Origin of the sequence: Ignatzschineria rhizosphaerae (assembly GCF_022655595.1) — a bacterium.
GTDB classification, from domain to species: domain Bacteria; phylum Pseudomonadota; class Gammaproteobacteria; order Cardiobacteriales; family Wohlfahrtiimonadaceae; genus Ignatzschineria; species Ignatzschineria rhizosphaerae.
In genome coordinates this window covers 14598-30950 of record NZ_CP093379.1, presented here as the reverse complement: position 1 = coordinate 30950, position 16353 = coordinate 14598, and the positions used below count along the sequence as shown (strand labels likewise).

The following is a 16353-nucleotide window of genomic DNA, read 5'->3' as shown; positions in this document are numbered from 1 at the left end:
CCCACAACAGACAACATAATATTTTTAAGATATTTCTAATAAATAGATATTAAATCCTAAATCCATTATGTAGATTAATTCCCCTGTCGTTCTTTATGCCACTTTTTCGCTAAAATTTCAATAGAAATCCCCATTCTTACGGCATTTTTCATAACATCCCCAAAAACAGTAAACTTAAATTTCAGTGCCGACTATTCTCTATAAAATAATCAATCCTCATCATTATCTAGCCCTATTTTAAAATAGCCCCCCCCAATTATCCCAAACTTTTAACATCGTTACACACATAGTTATCCACAGGATAGAACGCTTTAAACCCTCTCTTTTTTATACGCTTTTATCTCTGTTTTTTAACGCGCTTTCTTTTAGTCAAAATCTGAAGATAAATCCCTAAAAAGGTTGATATTATAAAAAAGAACCCCATTGTCCTATCAGTTTCCTAAGATACTCCATCAATGTCATGAGAAAGTCTTAGTAAAAAAATGATAAAAGCCACCTACAGTTCGCTGTAGCGTTGCATAAAATTGATTAAGGAATCCTATGAGTGAGAATAAAAAAACGACACTGCCAGCCGTTGACAGCGATGTTAAAGGGCATAACGAGGTCATTATCGAAGGAGATACGGTTTCAAATATCATCCATATCCTTCCACTCAGTGACCGACCATTTTTTCCACCACAAATTGCGCCTCTTCTTTTAAATGAAGAGCCATGGCTGACAACCCTCGATTCCATTATGGATAATCGAACACGAGTCATTGGGCTTGTTTTAACCAAAAAAGAGCGCCATAGCGATCTAAAAACTGATGATTTCTATGAATACGGGACGCTAGTTCACATTCATCATCCTCATAGAGAAGATGGGAAAGTGCAATTTATTGCCCAAGGAACACAGCGCTTTCGTATTAAAAAATGGATCTCTAAAGAGATCCCCTTTGTCGCACAAGTTGAATATTTTGATGAGTCTATGGTTGATAAATCAGAAGAAGTGCGGGCTTATTCAATGGCGGTTGTTAATGCGCTTAAAGAGCTTATTCCGTTTAATCCTCTTTTCTCTGAAGAGCTAAAGCACTTCTTAACACGCTTTAATAGTAATGATCCATCGCCATTTGCCGACTTTTCAGCAAGTATGACAACCGGCTCAAAAGAGGAACTGCAAGATGTTCTCTCAACGGTTCCGCTCGTTCCAAGATTACGCAAAGTCCTTGCGATCGTCCAAAAAGAGATTCAAATTGCGAAACTTCACAACTCTATTCGTGAAGAGGTTGATGATCAATTATCAGATCAGCAAAGACAATACTTCTTGCGTGAGCAGCTTAAAGTCATTCAACAAGAGCTTGGGCTTGCGAAAGATGATAAAGCGGCCGATATTGATAAGTTTGTAGAGCGTTTATTTGATAAAACCATTCCAATTGCGGCCCAAGAGCGTATTGATGATGAGTTTGAAAAACTCCAAGTATTAGAAACAGGATCTCCTGAATATGGCGTTACTCGTAACTATCTTGATATCATCACCGATCTTCCTTGGGGTAATAAGACAGAGGATAACTTTAACCTTAAAAATGCCCGCCGTATTTTAGATCGAGATCACTTTGGATTAGAAGATGTGAAAGATCGTATTATTGAAACGCTTGCGGTGGGTAAACGTAAAGGAGAGATCAAAGGTACGATCATTCTTTTAGTAGGTCCTCCGGGCGTGGGTAAAACATCAATTGGGCGCTCCGTTGCCGATAGCCTTGGCCGTAAATTTTATCGCTTTAGCTTAGGTGGCGCTCGTGATGAAGCGGAGATTAAAGGGCATCGCCGTACCTATATTGGAGCAATGCCGGGTAAACTGATCCAAGCACTAAAAGAGACAAAGGCAGATAACCCTGTCATCATGCTCGATGAGATCGATAAAATGGGGCAATCCTTCCAAGGAGACCCAGGATCTGCTTTACTTGAAGTATTAGATCCCGCGCAAAATGGGGAGTTCTTAGATCACTATTTAGATGTTCGCTATGATCTCTCAAATGTTCTCTTTATCTGTACCGCAAATACGCTCGATTCTATTCCGCCGGCGCTTTTAGACCGAATGGATGTAATTAGACTTTCTGGCTATATTTTAGAAGAAAAAAGTAAAATTGCCCGTCAATACCTCTGGCCTCGTCAATTAGAAAAGGCAGGTTTTGATAAGAAAGAACTTCGTATCACAGCGGGAGCGATCGAAAAGATTATTGATGATTATGCGCGAGAAGCAGGTGTTCGCCAACTTGAAAAGCAACTAGCAAAAATTGTTCGTAAAGCGGCTGTTAAATTTGAAACAGAAGCGCTAGAAAACTTCTCTGTTGGCGTTAATGATATTGTGCCATTCCTTGGTAATCCATACTTTAACAGGGATAAACCTGTGAAAAATGTTGGCGTTATCACAGGACTTGCCTGGACATCGCTCGGCGGCGTGACTCTTCCTGTGGAAGCTGTAAAAATCCATGATCTACAGCGGGGGATTAAAATTACAGGGCAGCTTGGAGAAGTAATGCAAGAATCTGCCAATATTGCCTATAGCTATATTATGGCAAATGCAGCGACGCTTGGATTACAAGAGAGTTTCTTTGAAAAAGCCTTTATTCATATTCACGCGCCAGAAGGAGCAACGCCTAAAGATGGACCAAGTGCCGGCATTACACTGGCCTCTTGCTTAATGTCACTAGCACTTAATAAGGCACCCAAAAATATTGCCATGACAGGAGAACTCACCCTTATTGGACAAGTACTACCTATCGGTGGTGTTAAAGAGAAGCTAATTGCGGCAAAACGTGTGGGAATTAAAGAAATTATCTTCCCTAAAGGCAATAAAAAAGATGCCGATGAATTGCCTGATTATCTGCGTGATGGCTTAACACTGCACTTTGTCGAAGACTTTAAGGAAGTAGCAAAACTGCTCTTTTAATCTCAAAAAATACTATCACTAATAGTAATAGAGGGATAACCCCATAAGCAAAAAGAGATACCATTTAGGTATCTCTTTTTTATTCCGGCAATTTAAAATTTAAGCCGAAAGAAATGTAATCGATGTAAACGCTATAAATAGTAGCGATAATGCCAGCTTTTTAACAAGTATCTTGTTAAGTTTTATGGCCATATATCCTCCTCAGGAATATCCACTTTTTTATCTAAGGCCTTTAATTAAAAGCCTCTTTGTCAATAATGACCCACTCCTTATGATCTGGTCAAGCAATATCTCTCAATTTCTAGAATCATTGTCGTGACGTTTTAAACTTTATTATTAAAAAAGCCATGAATAATCATGGCTCCCTTACTGATAATTATGATCTTTTAATCTCTATCGAAAACTAGGCACTACAGGAATTGGCGCAAGTTCCCCTGATTTTTCTAACTTACGAATCTTAAAAGGACCATAGAAAATCATACCAATCAATACAATACCGATATAGCCTGCGATCGGGTAAAAGTATCCCATCAGCTGAACAAACCCGATAAAGCTAATGCCAAAACCAACCCCTAAAGTGATTAAGATATAGATTCTTGATTTCGGCGTTTCCATCTCTACATAGCGAGAGATAAAAACATAGAACATACTCACCGCTGTACTATAAATCATCGCTAATGCTGTTAATGTTAATAAAGGACTTAAGCTAGGCGCATAAGTATTCATAATCTGTAAAGATGGCATTGAAGCGAGCGTTTCCACGGTTGGCGCAATAACTTTAATCTGCGCAAAAAGTGCAAAGTGCCCCATCGATAAAACGCCTCCAATAATTAAACCTCCAAGCGCTCCGCCCCATTTAGCAACTTTTGGATCCTTCTCTTCACCTCCAATCACAAGCGACATTCCAACACCCGCCACTGTCATCATCGCAACATGATTAAGCGCGGCAACCCACCAATTAGGTAAGGTATCAGGAAGCGTATTTCCAACTGCAATCACATAATCATTTACTGCAGAAAAACTCTCTGTCTGATTAGAAAGAGATTGATACACCATAATTGATAATAGACCGATTAAGATAGGGGTAATCATCCCAATTACCAGAATAATTTTACGAAGACGAAGCATCAACGTAATCACAACCAGCACTGTCATCAAAAGCCCACCTTGCCAAAGTGGCATACCATATTGCTGCTTAAAGAGCGCGGCACTTCCCGAGAGCATAATGATGCCTGTTCCTAACATCATAAAGATAATTAGATAATCAATAAAACGCCCAACAACCTTCCCTCCCACAAGATAGGTTGCTTCCTTATAATTTTTAGATTTTAAACGTTGCCCTAAACCTGTAACAAAATAACCTACTATTCCATAAAGTACTGTGGCTAAAAGCACACCTATAGTGCCATCCATACCAAATGATGTGTAATAAAAAAACGGTTCCATCCCTGATGCATTGCCGGCACCAACAACGACGCTGGCATAGGCAAATGCAATAATTAAAACTTCTAAGACCTTCTTCATATAATCCTCCTGAGTGATTAAATCTCCCAGATATTTTTAAGCTTACTTCTTATTATTTTGGTAAATAGGGAGATAGACAGCCTATTTAGATTGATCTTTTCTATTTCAAAATCCCTTTAAAAACAGATAGTTTGAAATGTTTTTTATCGACAAATAAATATCCGAGGTTCTTTCGATACTCTCTGTTTTCAGCAAGAAGTGTCAAAAGATATGAATTCAGTAGTTGATGAATTTTTTTCGTGACAGGCAGACAACAAGCATTATCAAGGCTTAGCACACTTATTCCTTAAAGGAATGAAGCTGTGCATTTAGTTCGTTTGTATCACTACGTATGCAACATGTAGGATCAAATTATCCCTTAGCAATAAAAGCTCCCGAGCAAACTTATTGCGATAAGGTTTCCATTTAATAACTCTAATAACAAAAATCACAACGTGAGTAAGCAATCTAGATACCTTTAGCTTCTCCCCAATTTATTTAACGAGGATTACGAAGATGAGCATTTCTGTATTACAAAAATTAGGACTCTCTAATGAAACATTATTAGCTGGCAATAATGAGATCTATAGCCCTATTGACGGAGCTGTTATTGCAAAACTTCACTTTGTGGGGGAAGCAGAAACTAAGGCTATTGTAGATAAAGCACATCAAGCATTTTTAGATTGGAGAACCGTGCCGGCGCCTATTCGTGGCGAACTTGTTCGTGTTTTAGGAGAATTACTTCGTGAACACAAAGAAGATCTTGCAACGGTTATTACCTTAGAAGCTGGAAAAATCCAATCAGAGGCCCTCGGCGAAGTCCAAGAGATGATTGATATCTGTGATTTCGCGGTGGGTCTTTCACGTCAACTTTATGGATTAACGATCGCATCAGAACGACCGGGTCACCATATGCGTGAAACATGGCATCCTCTTGGGGTTGTGGGTGTTATTACAGCATTTAACTTCCCAATGGCTGTTTGGTCATGGAATACTGCGCTAGCACTAATCTGTGGTAATAGTGTTGTCTGGAAACCTTCAGAAAAAACACCATTAACAGCGCTTGCATGCCAGGCTGTTTTTGAAAAAGCACTCGTTCGCTTTGCACAAAACAATCCTCACACTGCGCCTGAAAACCTATCACAAGTAGTCATTGGGGAGAGGGATGCCGGCAATGCATTAGTTGAAAATAGTAAAGTTCCCCTCATCAGCGCAACAGGCAGTACACGCATGGGCCGTGAAGTTGGGCCTAAAGTCGCTGCCCGTTTTGGACGTTCAATCCTTGAACTAGGCGGAAATAACGCCATGATTCTTACTGAATCTGCAGATCTTGAACTTGCTGTTCGTGCCATTCTCTTTAGTGCCGTTGGAACAGCAGGACAAAGATGCACCACTCTTCGCCGCTTAATCATTCATAAATCAGTCAAAGCGCAAGTCTTAGAGCGCCTTAAAGCTTCTTATAAAACAATCCCTGTTGGCTCACCACTTGATACAAATAATCTTGTAGGACCGCTCATTGATAAAGATTCCTTTGATGCAATGCAAGCCTCTCTCAATGCCGCAAAAGCAAGTGGTGGAATCATCACTGGTGGCGAGCGAGTCCTTGCAGATAAAAATCCTAATGCTTATTACGTCAAACCTGCCATTGTTGAGATGCCTGTTCAAAATGAAGTGGTTGAACATGAAACCTTTGCACCTATTCTTTATGTCATGGAGTATGAGGATTTTGCAGATGCAATGGCGATGAATAACGATGTGCCACAAGGTTTATCATCATGCATCTTCACAAATGATGTTCGTGAAGCTGAGTTTTTCCAAAGTGCAGCAGGCAGTGATTGCGGAATTGCTAACGTCAATATTGGTACAAGTGGCGCTGAAATCGGCGGTGCCTTTGGTGGCGAAAAAGAAACTGGTGGCGGCCGTGAATCTGGATCTGATTCCTGGAAAGGTTATATGCGCCGTCAAACCAATACAATCAACTACTCGCGTGAATTACCACTTGCGCAAGGCGTGAAGTTCGATTAAATCAAGTAAGAGGAGATGATAGAGCGTAACGGCCTACTGTCTCCTCTTTATGAATAAGCTTAAAAGTATTGTCTATTGCCATGCGTCAATACCTAAAGCTAAATTGCCACATAGTAATTACTCAATAATAGATAGGTTGATTTCTACTAACATCAACCTAACAAACTAGAAAACCTCGTTACCTGTAATAAAAATTAAAAAGTTTCCCAATATATTGGGAATTTCTCAAAGCTAGTAACGAATATAAAAAATAAAGAACGGCAAATGACCATTCAAATGAGGAGGGAGAGATGAAAATCTCAATCGATCAATTACAAAATCTGATTGAAAAGATTTTAGATCACTATGGCTTTAGCAAGCCACATCGGGATGCTGTTGTTAAAAACTTGATGACAGCCCAAATCGCAGATTGCCAATCACATGGCATTTGGCGCATTTTAGAACTGATCAAAAACTTAGATAAAGGGATGCTCAATCCCAAAGCAACTCCAAAAGTTACAGAAAGTCGTGGTGCGATTATTCGCCTTGACTGCCAAATGACCTCCGCACAATATGGTCATGATATTGGCATGCCACTACTAATTAACAAAGCAAAAGAGCTCGGGATTGCACTTCTTGCGATTAATCACTCTATTCATTTCTCAGCACTTTGGGTTGAGCTTGAAACTCTTGTTAAGCAAGGACTTGTAGGTTTATGTATGACCACAAGCCATTCATGGGTTGCGCCTTGCGGCGGAAAAGCGCCTTTACTTGGGACCAATCCTTTTGCCTTTGCTTGGCCAAGAGTTGATCCCTCACGCCCTTATATTTTTGACTTTGCGACAAGCGCAACCGCTCGCGGGGAGATCCAGCTTCATGCTCGTGAGCATAAAATACTCCCCGAAGGATTAGCCATTGATGCAAAAGGTAATCCAACTACAGATCCTGAAAAAGCCTTACAAGGCGCAATGCTGACATTTGGTGGTTATAAAGGTACGGCTATCTCCACCATGATTGAGCTATTAGCAGGGCCCTTAATCAATGATCTCACCAGCCAAGAATCCCAAATTGCCGCTAAAGATGGGGCATCGTTGCCTTATGGTGGAGAACTGATTATTGCCATTGATCCAAAGATGATTTTAGGGGATAGCTTTGATGAAGCGCAGATTCGCGCTGAAAACTATCTTCATCAATTTAGCAAGATGGGCGTCAGACTTCCTTCAGAGCGAAGGTTTAATGCAAGAGATGAAAACTTAAAAAATGGTGAGCTTACTATTTCAGAGTCTCTCATTGCAGATCTTAACGCATTAATAGATCTATAAAACTTTCCCTTTAATTACCTAAAATAGCCCGATGAAGGATCTCTATTATGTCCAATACAACGTTAAAATATGAAAACCTTTGGCACTCACTTGTTGCTGATAAAGTAAAATTTTCAGCAATAGACCAAGACCAAATTTGTGATGTTTGCATAGTTGGCGCTGGATTTACCGGTTTATCCGCTGCAATCCACCTAGCTGAGCAAGGAAAATCTGTAGTATTGCTAGAAGCGCACCATATCGCTTATGGGGGAAGTGGCCGAAATGTAGGGCTTGTTAATGCTGGGACTTGGAATAAGCCTGACTTTATGGTGGATATCTTAGGAAAAGAGATGGGAGAAAGCCTGATCTCTGCATTAGGAGAGGCTCCGGCGCTAGTTTTCTCCTTAATTCATAAATATCAAATAGATGCCCAACAAATGCAAGTAGGCACACTCCATATGGCGCATAGTGAAAAAGGGATCCCTGAATTAGAAGATCGCTACGAACAGCTCACAAGACGAGGCGTTAATGTTGAGCTCCTCAAGGGGGCGGAAATAGAGGAATACTCGGGAAGTAAACAGATTCCCGCAGCGCTACTAGATCATCGTGCTGGGACTGTTAATCCGTATGCATATGCAACAGGTTTAGCGAAAGCCGCGGCTACGCTTGGCGTTAAAGTTTATGAAAAAAGTCCTGTCTCCTCAGTCAATTGTCTTAAAAAAGGAGAGTGGGAAATATCAGTACTACAGCATAAAATTAAAGCTGAAAAAGTTATTATTGCGACAAATGCTTATGCAGAAGGTGATTTAGAGAGCTATCGCCAATCTGTTTATAGTGGCGGATATTATCAGGTGGCCTCTAAACCATTAACAGATGATGCTGGGAAAACCGTTCTCCCTTATAAACAAGGATCTTGGGATACACGCATGGTCTTAAGTAGTATTCGTCTTGATAAAGAAAATCGCTTAGTTTTGGGAAGCATGGGATTTGCTCACAATAAACCTGCTTGGTATCTAAAATCATGGGCTGATCGCATTCAGCAGCATTACTTTCCGCAACTAGGCAAAAAAGTCGAGTGGGAATATAGTTGGTGTGGGCGAATTGGCTTTACTGATAATCATACCCCAAAAATCATCGAGCCTGCTGAAGGTCTGATTGCCGCAATTGGCTATAATGGTAGAGGTATCACGACAGGAACAATGATTGGCAAGCTCTTTGCAGATTATTTTACAGCAGACACGCCACCTGAAATTCCAATTCCTTTCTTCTCATCCATTGATGCATCGAAATGTAACTATCGCCAAGGAAAATCCCTCTTTATAGAAACAGGATTTACCCTCTACCATTTAGGGCAATGCTTAAAAGTAATTCGTTAGCCCTATTTGATAATAATCTTCATTGAAAACCATCTCTTAACAAGTAGTGGGCAATCTTCTTTCAAGAAAAAAATTAAAGCATCGGTACCGTTCAATTCACCGATGCTTTTTTTATTTCTATTTATTCACTTATTAACTTTTGGTGAAGGGATTAACGTCCCTTCCTAAAATATTGCTATTGAATAATACCACAAGCCATTCGAGCACCACCGCCCCCAAGCGCTGCTGGGGTATCAGAATGATTATCGCCTCCAACATGAATCATTAAAGCACGACCTTTAATCTCATCGAGTTGCTTAATTTTTGGAGCTAATACAGGCTGAGTGACATTCCCGTCTTGATCGACATAAAGTGCCGGAAGATCCCCTAAATGCCCATCATCACTCCAAGGTGTTCCGTGATTACCACTGCCCTTAGGATCAAAATGCCCACCAGCTTTCATCGCAGCGCCTTTTTCTGTCATATCGCAATCAGGATTTTCATGAACATGAAAGCCATGAATTCCGGGTGTAAGACCTGTTAATTTAGGGGTAAAAACTAACCCATAAGTACTTTCGGTAATTTCGATCACTCCCAAAGAGTTTCCTACTCCTTCAGCACTAACCGCATTTACTTCTATTTCCATAGTGTTTGCTGTTGCGATAGATGTTGCGATAGATGTTGCTAATAATGCTGCAATACTTAATGTTTTGATCATTTGATTTTTCTCCAATCATTTTTCATAAAAACTTCTCACTCACTTTAAGATAACTCATTTCTAATGATAAACTAAATAGTTGTTTTATAATGTAATTATTATAATGATTTTATTTAAAAAATTACTATATGCCACAATGATATAAGTCATTATGAATAATATGTATATCTAGAACGAAAAGATAAGCAAAAATCCAAGAGAAGCATCTGGTAAAAAAGGAATCATAAAATCCTTAATCCTCTAGATAAAAAAATGCCGAAAAGATCTCTTTATCTCTTCGGCAAAATAACAACTTTTAAAAACAAGAAACCAACATAGGCAAGTTAGGAGCCAAACCTATATTGATAAACAACCGGTTACAACTAATAAATCACCTCCTTTTATCTGATCAAAACATTGTGAAGTTGCTAGGAATCACATCATAAATTGCTCGTTATAATCATTGACGCAAATAACGCTTTAATCACAATTTTTGAGAAATCTCTGTTAAGGTTTTATTGGGCGTCATTGCTTCTGGATCTAAAATACAATGAATAATGGTAGGTTTTTCTTGAGCTATAGCCTGCTCCCATGCATTAAAAAACTCACCTGTTGTTTCAACATGAAAACCAAGACCGCCAAAGGCTTTTGCATAAGCTGCAAAATCTGGGTTATTTAAGGAAGTTCCGATAGCTCGCTTCGGATAATGCATCTCTTGATGCATTCGAATCGTTCCAAACATCGAGTTATCTAAGATAATCACGATAATCGGAATCTCATATTGCACCGCTGTTGCAAATTCTTCTCCTGTCATCATAAAATCACCATCTCCGGCAAAACAGATCACCATTTTATCGGGATAAAGCTGTTTTGCCGCAATTGCCGCCGGAACGCCATATCCCATCGTCCCGGATGTCGGTGCTAATTGAGTGCCAAACGCTCTAAAATGATAAAAACGATGTACCCAAGTTGCAAAGTTTCCAGCACCATTTGTTAAAATAGCGTCAGATGATAATGATTGACTTAAAAATGCCATCACTTCCCCAAGCTGTAATTTCCCTGGAAGCTTAATATCCCGAGTATCACGCCATGCTAAATAGGCCGCTCGATCTTTTTGAACAATGCAGGGCCAAGTATTTTTCACCTTCAAGAGTAAAAGCGCTTTCGTGAATGCCTCAGGATCGGCATTAATGGCTAAATCCGGTTGATAAACGCGATTTAGCTCATTAATATCGGCATGAATATGAATTAAAGTTTGCTTAGAGACAGGCACATTCAGTAATTGATATCCTTGAGAGGGGGTTTCAGAAAAGCGCCCTCCTAATAAGATCACTAGATCGGCCTTTTTAATGCGATCTTCTAAGTAAGGGTTAATTCCTAACCCAACATCTCCCACAAAGGTCTCATGTTCGGTCGAAAAAAGCATTTGCCGGCGGAGCTCAACGGCTACTGGCAACATATTTTTCGCCGCAAACTTTTCAACTCTAGAGACACTCTCAGCGCTCCAATTCCCTCCTCCTAAAATCATAATAGGATTACTAGCACTACTTAATAGATGCTCAAAGCGCACCATATCATTTAGGGAGGGAGAAATTGCAACGGGTAAAATTTTATTAGCATCCAATACCTGAGCGTTGGTAATTAACATATCCTCAGGTAACGCTATTACAACAGGACCTGGTCTTCCTGACATGGCGATATGAAATGCTCGCCCTATTATTTCAGGAATACGTTCTGCATTATCAATTTCCGTGACCCATTTCACATGATCACTTAATAACGCTCTATAATTAATCTCCTGAAATGCTTCTCTCTCTCGCATTTGCGTATTAATTTGCCCAACAAAAACAATCAAGGGCGTAGAATCTTGCATCGCAATATGAATACCACTCATCGCATTGACAAGACCTGGGCCTCTTGTGACAAAACAGATCCCTGGCTTATTCATTAACTTGCCATAGGCTTCTGCCATCATAGATGCCCCACCTTCATGCCTGCAGGTAATTAATTCAATACCTGTATCAAAAAGTGCATCTAAAACTGCTAAATAACTTTCACCAGGTACACAATAACCTCGATCAACTCCCTGCAAAACAAGCTGATCTACCAATATTTGTCCACCGGTTCTCATTTTTTTCTCATCTACCATAGACGCTCCATGATTTATCACTGCGATAACAGCGATCATCGCTCTTTATTACATGTTTCTAGTAAAAGATGGTGCATGATTCTACTTTCTTACTAACAACAGATAATCCCTTCAATTTCAGTATGAATTGAGCGGCTTAGAAAGAAAAACGAAATTAATCGATGAGTTGATGAGTTATTTTCGCAAAGCGCTTATAAGCTTAAAGAGATCTAAAGCAACCTAGCTCACGACATACTCTTTGTTTAAGTATGAGAGAATCCAATCTCGCACCATTTTTACTTTTGGCTCTGCTGAATGGCTCTTTAGATAGGTCATATAATATGATCCTAACCCATTTAGCCGGTGACTAGATGCAGGCACTAAAGTTCCATTTGCAAGTTCAGCCTCTACTAAAATCTTGGGAACCAATGCCAAACCACAACCTGTTTTTGCAGCGCTAATACATGAAGACCAACGCTCAAAGAGTAAAGAGCGATACCCATCGGGGTAGATTTGATTAAATCGCTCAAAAAACTGATCCCAAGTATTTAATCTCGACCGACACTCTATTAACCTTGTTGTAAAATAGATATCGATCTCTTCCTGACAAGCATTTTCCGCTAAAATATCAGGATGACAAACAGGAATCATCTCTTCATCAAAGAGTTCTACAGCCTCCATATCATGCCATCCTCCGTAGCCATAGACAAAAGCGACATCAACATCCACTTCTGTAGGATCATACGGCATAATCTGTTCATAAAAGGCGAGCTGAATATCTCCATAATGAGCGGTAAAACCTTTTAACGCTTGTACTAACCAAGAAGAGCATAAAGAAGGATGAGAAGCGATTTTTATCACCTCTTCAAATGCACCATAAGAGAGCATCTCCTTTGATGTCTCTTCTATTTTTCGTAAAATTAAATTCACATGCGATAAATAAGTGCTTCCCGCAGGAGATAACTCTAACTTTTGCCGATGCCGGACAAATAATTGCACTTGTAGGCTATTTTCTAAAAGTGCGACCTGCTTACTAATGGCACTTTGAGTTAAATTAAGTTCTTCAGCGGCTAAGGTAAAACTCAAATGCTTTGCCGAAATCTGAAAACAACGCATCGTATGCGTCGTTGGTAAATACAAACGACTCATTATTATATTCCTCTTTGTGTGATTGAATGACTCAATTCTTTTTATTATGGGTGGTACTACTCATGATTATAGAAAAAGCATCATCTCTAATTCCTATAAATAGCTGATTTCAAAAGAGATACACCATTAACTACTTATAACAAAGTGTAGCCATGAAATCTCTATAGAAAATATTGCTCCTTCTAGTTATATATTAAATATAGCGTTTTTTGCAGAAAATTATTGATTTCTAGCCTCTCTCTTAACACATCATCAAGGAACCAAAATTCTGTTGTTTTTTTCATACACTCCTCATTTATGACCCTGTAATTCCTTTTTATAAGGGCCTCCGTAACAGTTTTTGCATAAAAAGACCTTGATTATTAAAAATACAACAGAATTAATCGTCAAAAACCGACAATCTCTATCACAAACAGAAATATCAAAAAATAAAAATAGAATCAATGAGATAAAAACAATCCATTAAACAAAACAAGATATACAAATACCTATTTTGTTGTATTTTTAATAAGAATTTTCTTTATTTGTATTATTTTTGTAAATTTAATTTGATTATTGTAATTTTCTAAGCTTTAATATGAAGCGTAGATGGGAGACATCTAAATTATTTTAAACGTGGCGCAAGCCATTCAATGGAGATTTTCATTATGATGAAGAAAAGCATTTTCGCAGTAGCAGTAGCTTCTGTTTTAACTTTAGGTGCAGCGCAAGCTGAAACTGTTCTTTACGGTTCTATTCGTTACGACTACGAAAACAAGAAAAATGAATTCGGCGACACAACTTTAGATGCTAACGGTAAAGCAAAACGCGTATCTAACCTTTCAGATGCTGGTTCACGTATCGGTATCAAAGGTTCTGAAGATTTAGGTAACGGCAACGCAGTTATCTATAACCTTGAGTGGGGCTTTGATGGCATGACTCAAGACGAGAGCAAAGGTGCTAAAACTCGTAAAGCAATGTTAGGTTTAACTGGTGACTGGGGTACATTCGTAGCAGGTCGTCAAAACAACCCATTCTACGATACACTCGTTGATGGTTCAGTAGTTGATGACTTTAACGGTTCTAACGTTATCAAATCAGCAGCACAACGTGCAATGACTACTACTTTAAACCCAGGTGCAAATCCATACGACGCGTCATTCACACGTGTTGGTAAAGTAGCAGCATACATCACTCCAGAATTTGCAGGCTTCCAAGCAAGCGCAGCAATCATGATGGATGATTCACTTTATGCAATCAACGATGAGAAAAACCTCGACCTTTGGACTATCAATGCTAAATATGCATATGACTTCGGTGCAAACGGTACACTTACTGCAAAAGCTGGTTATATCCAAGGTAAACTTGCTGATACTAACAAGTCTAAAGCATGGGGTCTTTTCTTAGGTTACTCACAAGATTCATTTGGTGTAACTGCAGCATACGCTGATGGTAACCACAAAAATGTTGGTGCAGACCATAAAGAAAAATCAAAAGGTTGGGACTTAGGTGCTAGCTTCTCATTTGGTCCTAACTACTTCAGCACAGTGCGCGCTAACTATGGTGAGAACCAAGTTAAACTTGAAGGCAACAAAGAGAAAGTTAAATCATGGGCGGTTGGTTTTGAGCAAAAACTCTCTACACGTACACGTGCATGGGTTGAGTATGGTCAAGAGAAATATCATGACAACGCTGACAAACCAAAAAACAACGTTATCTCAGTGGGTATGCGTCACGATTTCTAATTCATGCTTAACAGCATAAAATTAGTGATCTAAAATAAATTACTAAAAAGCCTATTCATTTATCTGAATAGGCTTTTTTTATAACATTCAAATTCTCATACCTAAAATATCTGGAGTTTTAAATAAATAGAAAACATCGCTAAATCAATTAGCTAACACGCTATTTAACCAGTAAAAATCTAGGATCTCCCTGCCCCTAAGCACCTCCCCAAAAATAAAGTCATTCCCGGCTCACGTATCATATAAACAACAACATGGTTTGCTTTTATTATTTATGACAATAAAAGTTGTACAAATAATAATAAATCTGTATCATGTTTTCATAAATTGATATAAACAATATTGTTTATATGTAAATTATGATGTTTAGAAACTTTTTGATCACCCCAAACTATTTGGAGATATTAATTATGATGAAGAAAAGCATTTTTGCAGTAGCAGTAGCTTCTGCGTTAACTTTAGGTGCAGCGCAAGCTGAAACTGTTCTTTACGGTTCTATCCGTTATGACTACGAAAGCAAAAAAGACAATGCTATCGAGAAAGATCATTCAGGCAATGCTCTTAAAAAATTCAATAGCAACCGTGTATCTAATCTTAATGACGCTGGTTCACGTATTGGTCTTAAAGGCTCTGAAGATTTAGGTAACAACTTTGCAGTTATCTATAATCTTGAGTGGGGCTTTGATGGTATGACTCAAGACGAGTCAAAAGGCTTCAAAACACGTTTAGCATATATGGGAATTACCAGTGACTACGGTACATTCACAGCGGGTCGTCAAGACAACCCATTCAAAGTAACAATCGTTGATGACACAATTGCTGATGATTTCAATGGTGGAAACGTCATTACAACTGCGACACAACGCGCAATGACTTCAACATTAAAATCAGCAAAACCTGGTTTTGGTAATAAATATGACGTTGATTTTGATCGAGTAGGTAAAGTAATTGCTTACACAACTCCTGAGTTTGCTGGTTTCCAAGCAAATGCAGCTGTAATGATGGATGCAGATCTTTATCCAACAAACAGCCGTAAAAATGATGACCTTTGGACTGTTAATGCGAAATACGCATATGACTTAGGTGCAGATAACCAAATTCTTGCGAAACTTGGTTATATCCAAGGTAAAGTATCTGGCGCTGAAGTTGGCCATGTAATGAAGAAATCATCAAAAGTATGGGGTCTTTATATCGGTTACTTATCTGATTCAATCAAAGTATCTGCATCATACGCTGATGGTAACCAATCGAATATTAACGGTCAATCGGGTCCTAAAGCAAAATCAAAAGGTTGGGACTTAGGTGCTAGCTATTCATTTGGTCCTAACTACTTCAGCACAGTACGTGCAACTTACGGTCAAAGTGAGTTAAAAGTTGATGGCGACAAAGATAAAGTTAAATCATGGGCGGTTGGTTTTGAGCAAAAACTCTCTACTCGTACACGTGCATGGGTTGAGTATGGTAACGAAGAGACTAAATACGCAGAAGACCATTCAGATAAGAAAAAAGACAACGTTATCTCAATCGGTATGCGTCACGACTTCTAATCAGTGCTTTACGGCAT

Annotated in this window: 10 protein-coding genes; 6 read left to right on the top strand and 4 right to left on the bottom strand. The window is 39.1% G+C overall.

What is annotated here, in order from left to right; translation table 11 throughout:
* Nucleotides 1-540 precede the first annotated feature (540 nt).
* Nucleotides 541-2928: an endopeptidase La gene (gene lon / locus MMG00_RS00115; RefSeq protein ID WP_242149702.1), complete on the top strand. Its 2388-nt coding sequence runs from the start codon at nt 541-543 to the stop codon at nt 2926-2928.
* A gap of 393 nt (nt 2929-3321) precedes the next feature.
* Here the strand turns inward: lon and MMG00_RS00110 are convergent, their stop codons facing one another.
* The gene (locus MMG00_RS00110) at nt 3322-4452 is read right to left on the bottom strand and encodes a YkvI family membrane protein (protein ID WP_242149699.1); all 1131 of its coding nucleotides are present in this window, start codon (nt 4450-4452) and stop codon (nt 3322-3324) included.
* Nucleotides 4453-4947: 495 nt separating this feature from the next.
* Here MMG00_RS00110 and amaB point away from each other — a divergent pair, with 495 nt between their 5' ends.
* The 3 genes from amaB (at nt 4948) to amaA (ending at nt 9112) form a co-directional block, all read left to right on the top strand.
* Complete coding sequence (gene amaB, locus MMG00_RS00105) at nt 4948-6456, top strand: L-piperidine-6-carboxylate dehydrogenase (protein ID WP_242149696.1); 1509 nt, start codon at nt 4948-4950, stop codon at nt 6454-6456.
* Nucleotides 6457-6746: 290 nt separating this feature from the next.
* Nucleotides 6747-7757, top strand: coding sequence for an Ldh family oxidoreductase (locus MMG00_RS00100; protein ID WP_242149692.1), 1011 nt, complete (start codon nt 6747-6749; stop codon nt 7755-7757).
* A 47-nt stretch (nt 7758-7804) separates the two neighbouring features.
* Nucleotides 7805-9112, top strand: a complete 1308-nt coding sequence (gene amaA / locus MMG00_RS00095; protein WP_242149689.1) for an L-pipecolate oxidase — start codon at nt 7805-7807, stop codon at nt 9110-9112.
* Between the two features lie 175 nt (nt 9113-9287).
* Here the strand turns inward: amaA and sodC are convergent, their stop codons facing one another.
* The 3 genes from sodC to MMG00_RS00080 form a co-directional block, all read right to left on the bottom strand.
* A complete protein-coding gene (gene sodC, locus MMG00_RS00090) occupies nt 9288-9809 on the bottom strand; it encodes a superoxide dismutase [Cu-Zn] SodC (RefSeq protein WP_270049315.1) in 522 nt (173 codons plus the stop codon).
* Nucleotides 9810-10272: 463 nt separating this feature from the next.
* Nucleotides 10273-11937 (bottom strand): thiamine pyrophosphate-binding protein, encoded by a 1665-nt coding sequence (locus MMG00_RS00085; protein ID WP_242149685.1) that lies wholly within the window; start codon nt 11935-11937, stop codon nt 10273-10275.
* A gap of 219 nt (nt 11938-12156) precedes the next feature.
* Nucleotides 12157-13065, bottom strand: a complete 909-nt coding sequence (locus MMG00_RS00080) for a LysR substrate-binding domain-containing protein (protein WP_242149681.1) — start codon at nt 13063-13065, stop codon at nt 12157-12159.
* A 647-nt stretch (nt 13066-13712) separates the two neighbouring features.
* Between MMG00_RS00080 and MMG00_RS00075 the strand changes: the two genes are divergently transcribed.
* Entirely contained in the window at nt 13713-14789 is a 1077-nt protein-coding gene (locus MMG00_RS00075) for a porin (RefSeq protein WP_242149678.1), read from the top strand.
* A 410-nt stretch (nt 14790-15199) separates the two neighbouring features.
* Nucleotides 15200-16336 (top strand): porin, encoded by a 1137-nt coding sequence (locus MMG00_RS00070; protein WP_242149675.1) that lies wholly within the window; start codon nt 15200-15202, stop codon nt 16334-16336.
* The last annotated feature ends 17 nt before the right edge of the window (nt 16337-16353 follow it).

Coding starts and splice junctions, on each gene's coding strand:
- amaA (WP_242149689.1), top strand. CDS start 7,805: ATGTCCAATACAACGTTAAAATATGAAAACCTTTGGCACTCACTTGTT.
- MMG00_RS00110 (WP_242149699.1), bottom strand. CDS start 4,452: ATGAAGAAGGTCTTAGAAGTTTTAATTATTGCATTTGCCTATGCCAGC.
- MMG00_RS00100 (WP_242149692.1), top strand. CDS start 6,747: ATGAAAATCTCAATCGATCAATTACAAAATCTGATTGAAAAGATTTTA.
- MMG00_RS00070 (WP_242149675.1), top strand. CDS start 15,200: ATGATGAAGAAAAGCATTTTTGCAGTAGCAGTAGCTTCTGCGTTAACT.
- sodC (WP_270049315.1), bottom strand. CDS start 9,809: ATGATCAAAACATTAAGTATTGCAGCATTATTAGCAACATCTATCGCA.
- MMG00_RS00075 (WP_242149678.1), top strand. CDS start 13,713: ATGATGAAGAAAAGCATTTTCGCAGTAGCAGTAGCTTCTGTTTTAACT.
- MMG00_RS00080 (WP_242149681.1), bottom strand. CDS start 13,065: ATGAGTCGTTTGTATTTACCAACGACGCATACGATGCGTTGTTTTCAG.
- amaB (WP_242149696.1), top strand. CDS start 4,948: ATGAGCATTTCTGTATTACAAAAATTAGGACTCTCTAATGAAACATTA.
- lon (WP_242149702.1), top strand. CDS start 541: ATGAGTGAGAATAAAAAAACGACACTGCCAGCCGTTGACAGCGATGTT.
- MMG00_RS00085 (WP_242149685.1), bottom strand. CDS start 11,937: ATGGTAGATGAGAAAAAAATGAGAACCGGTGGACAAATATTGGTAGAT.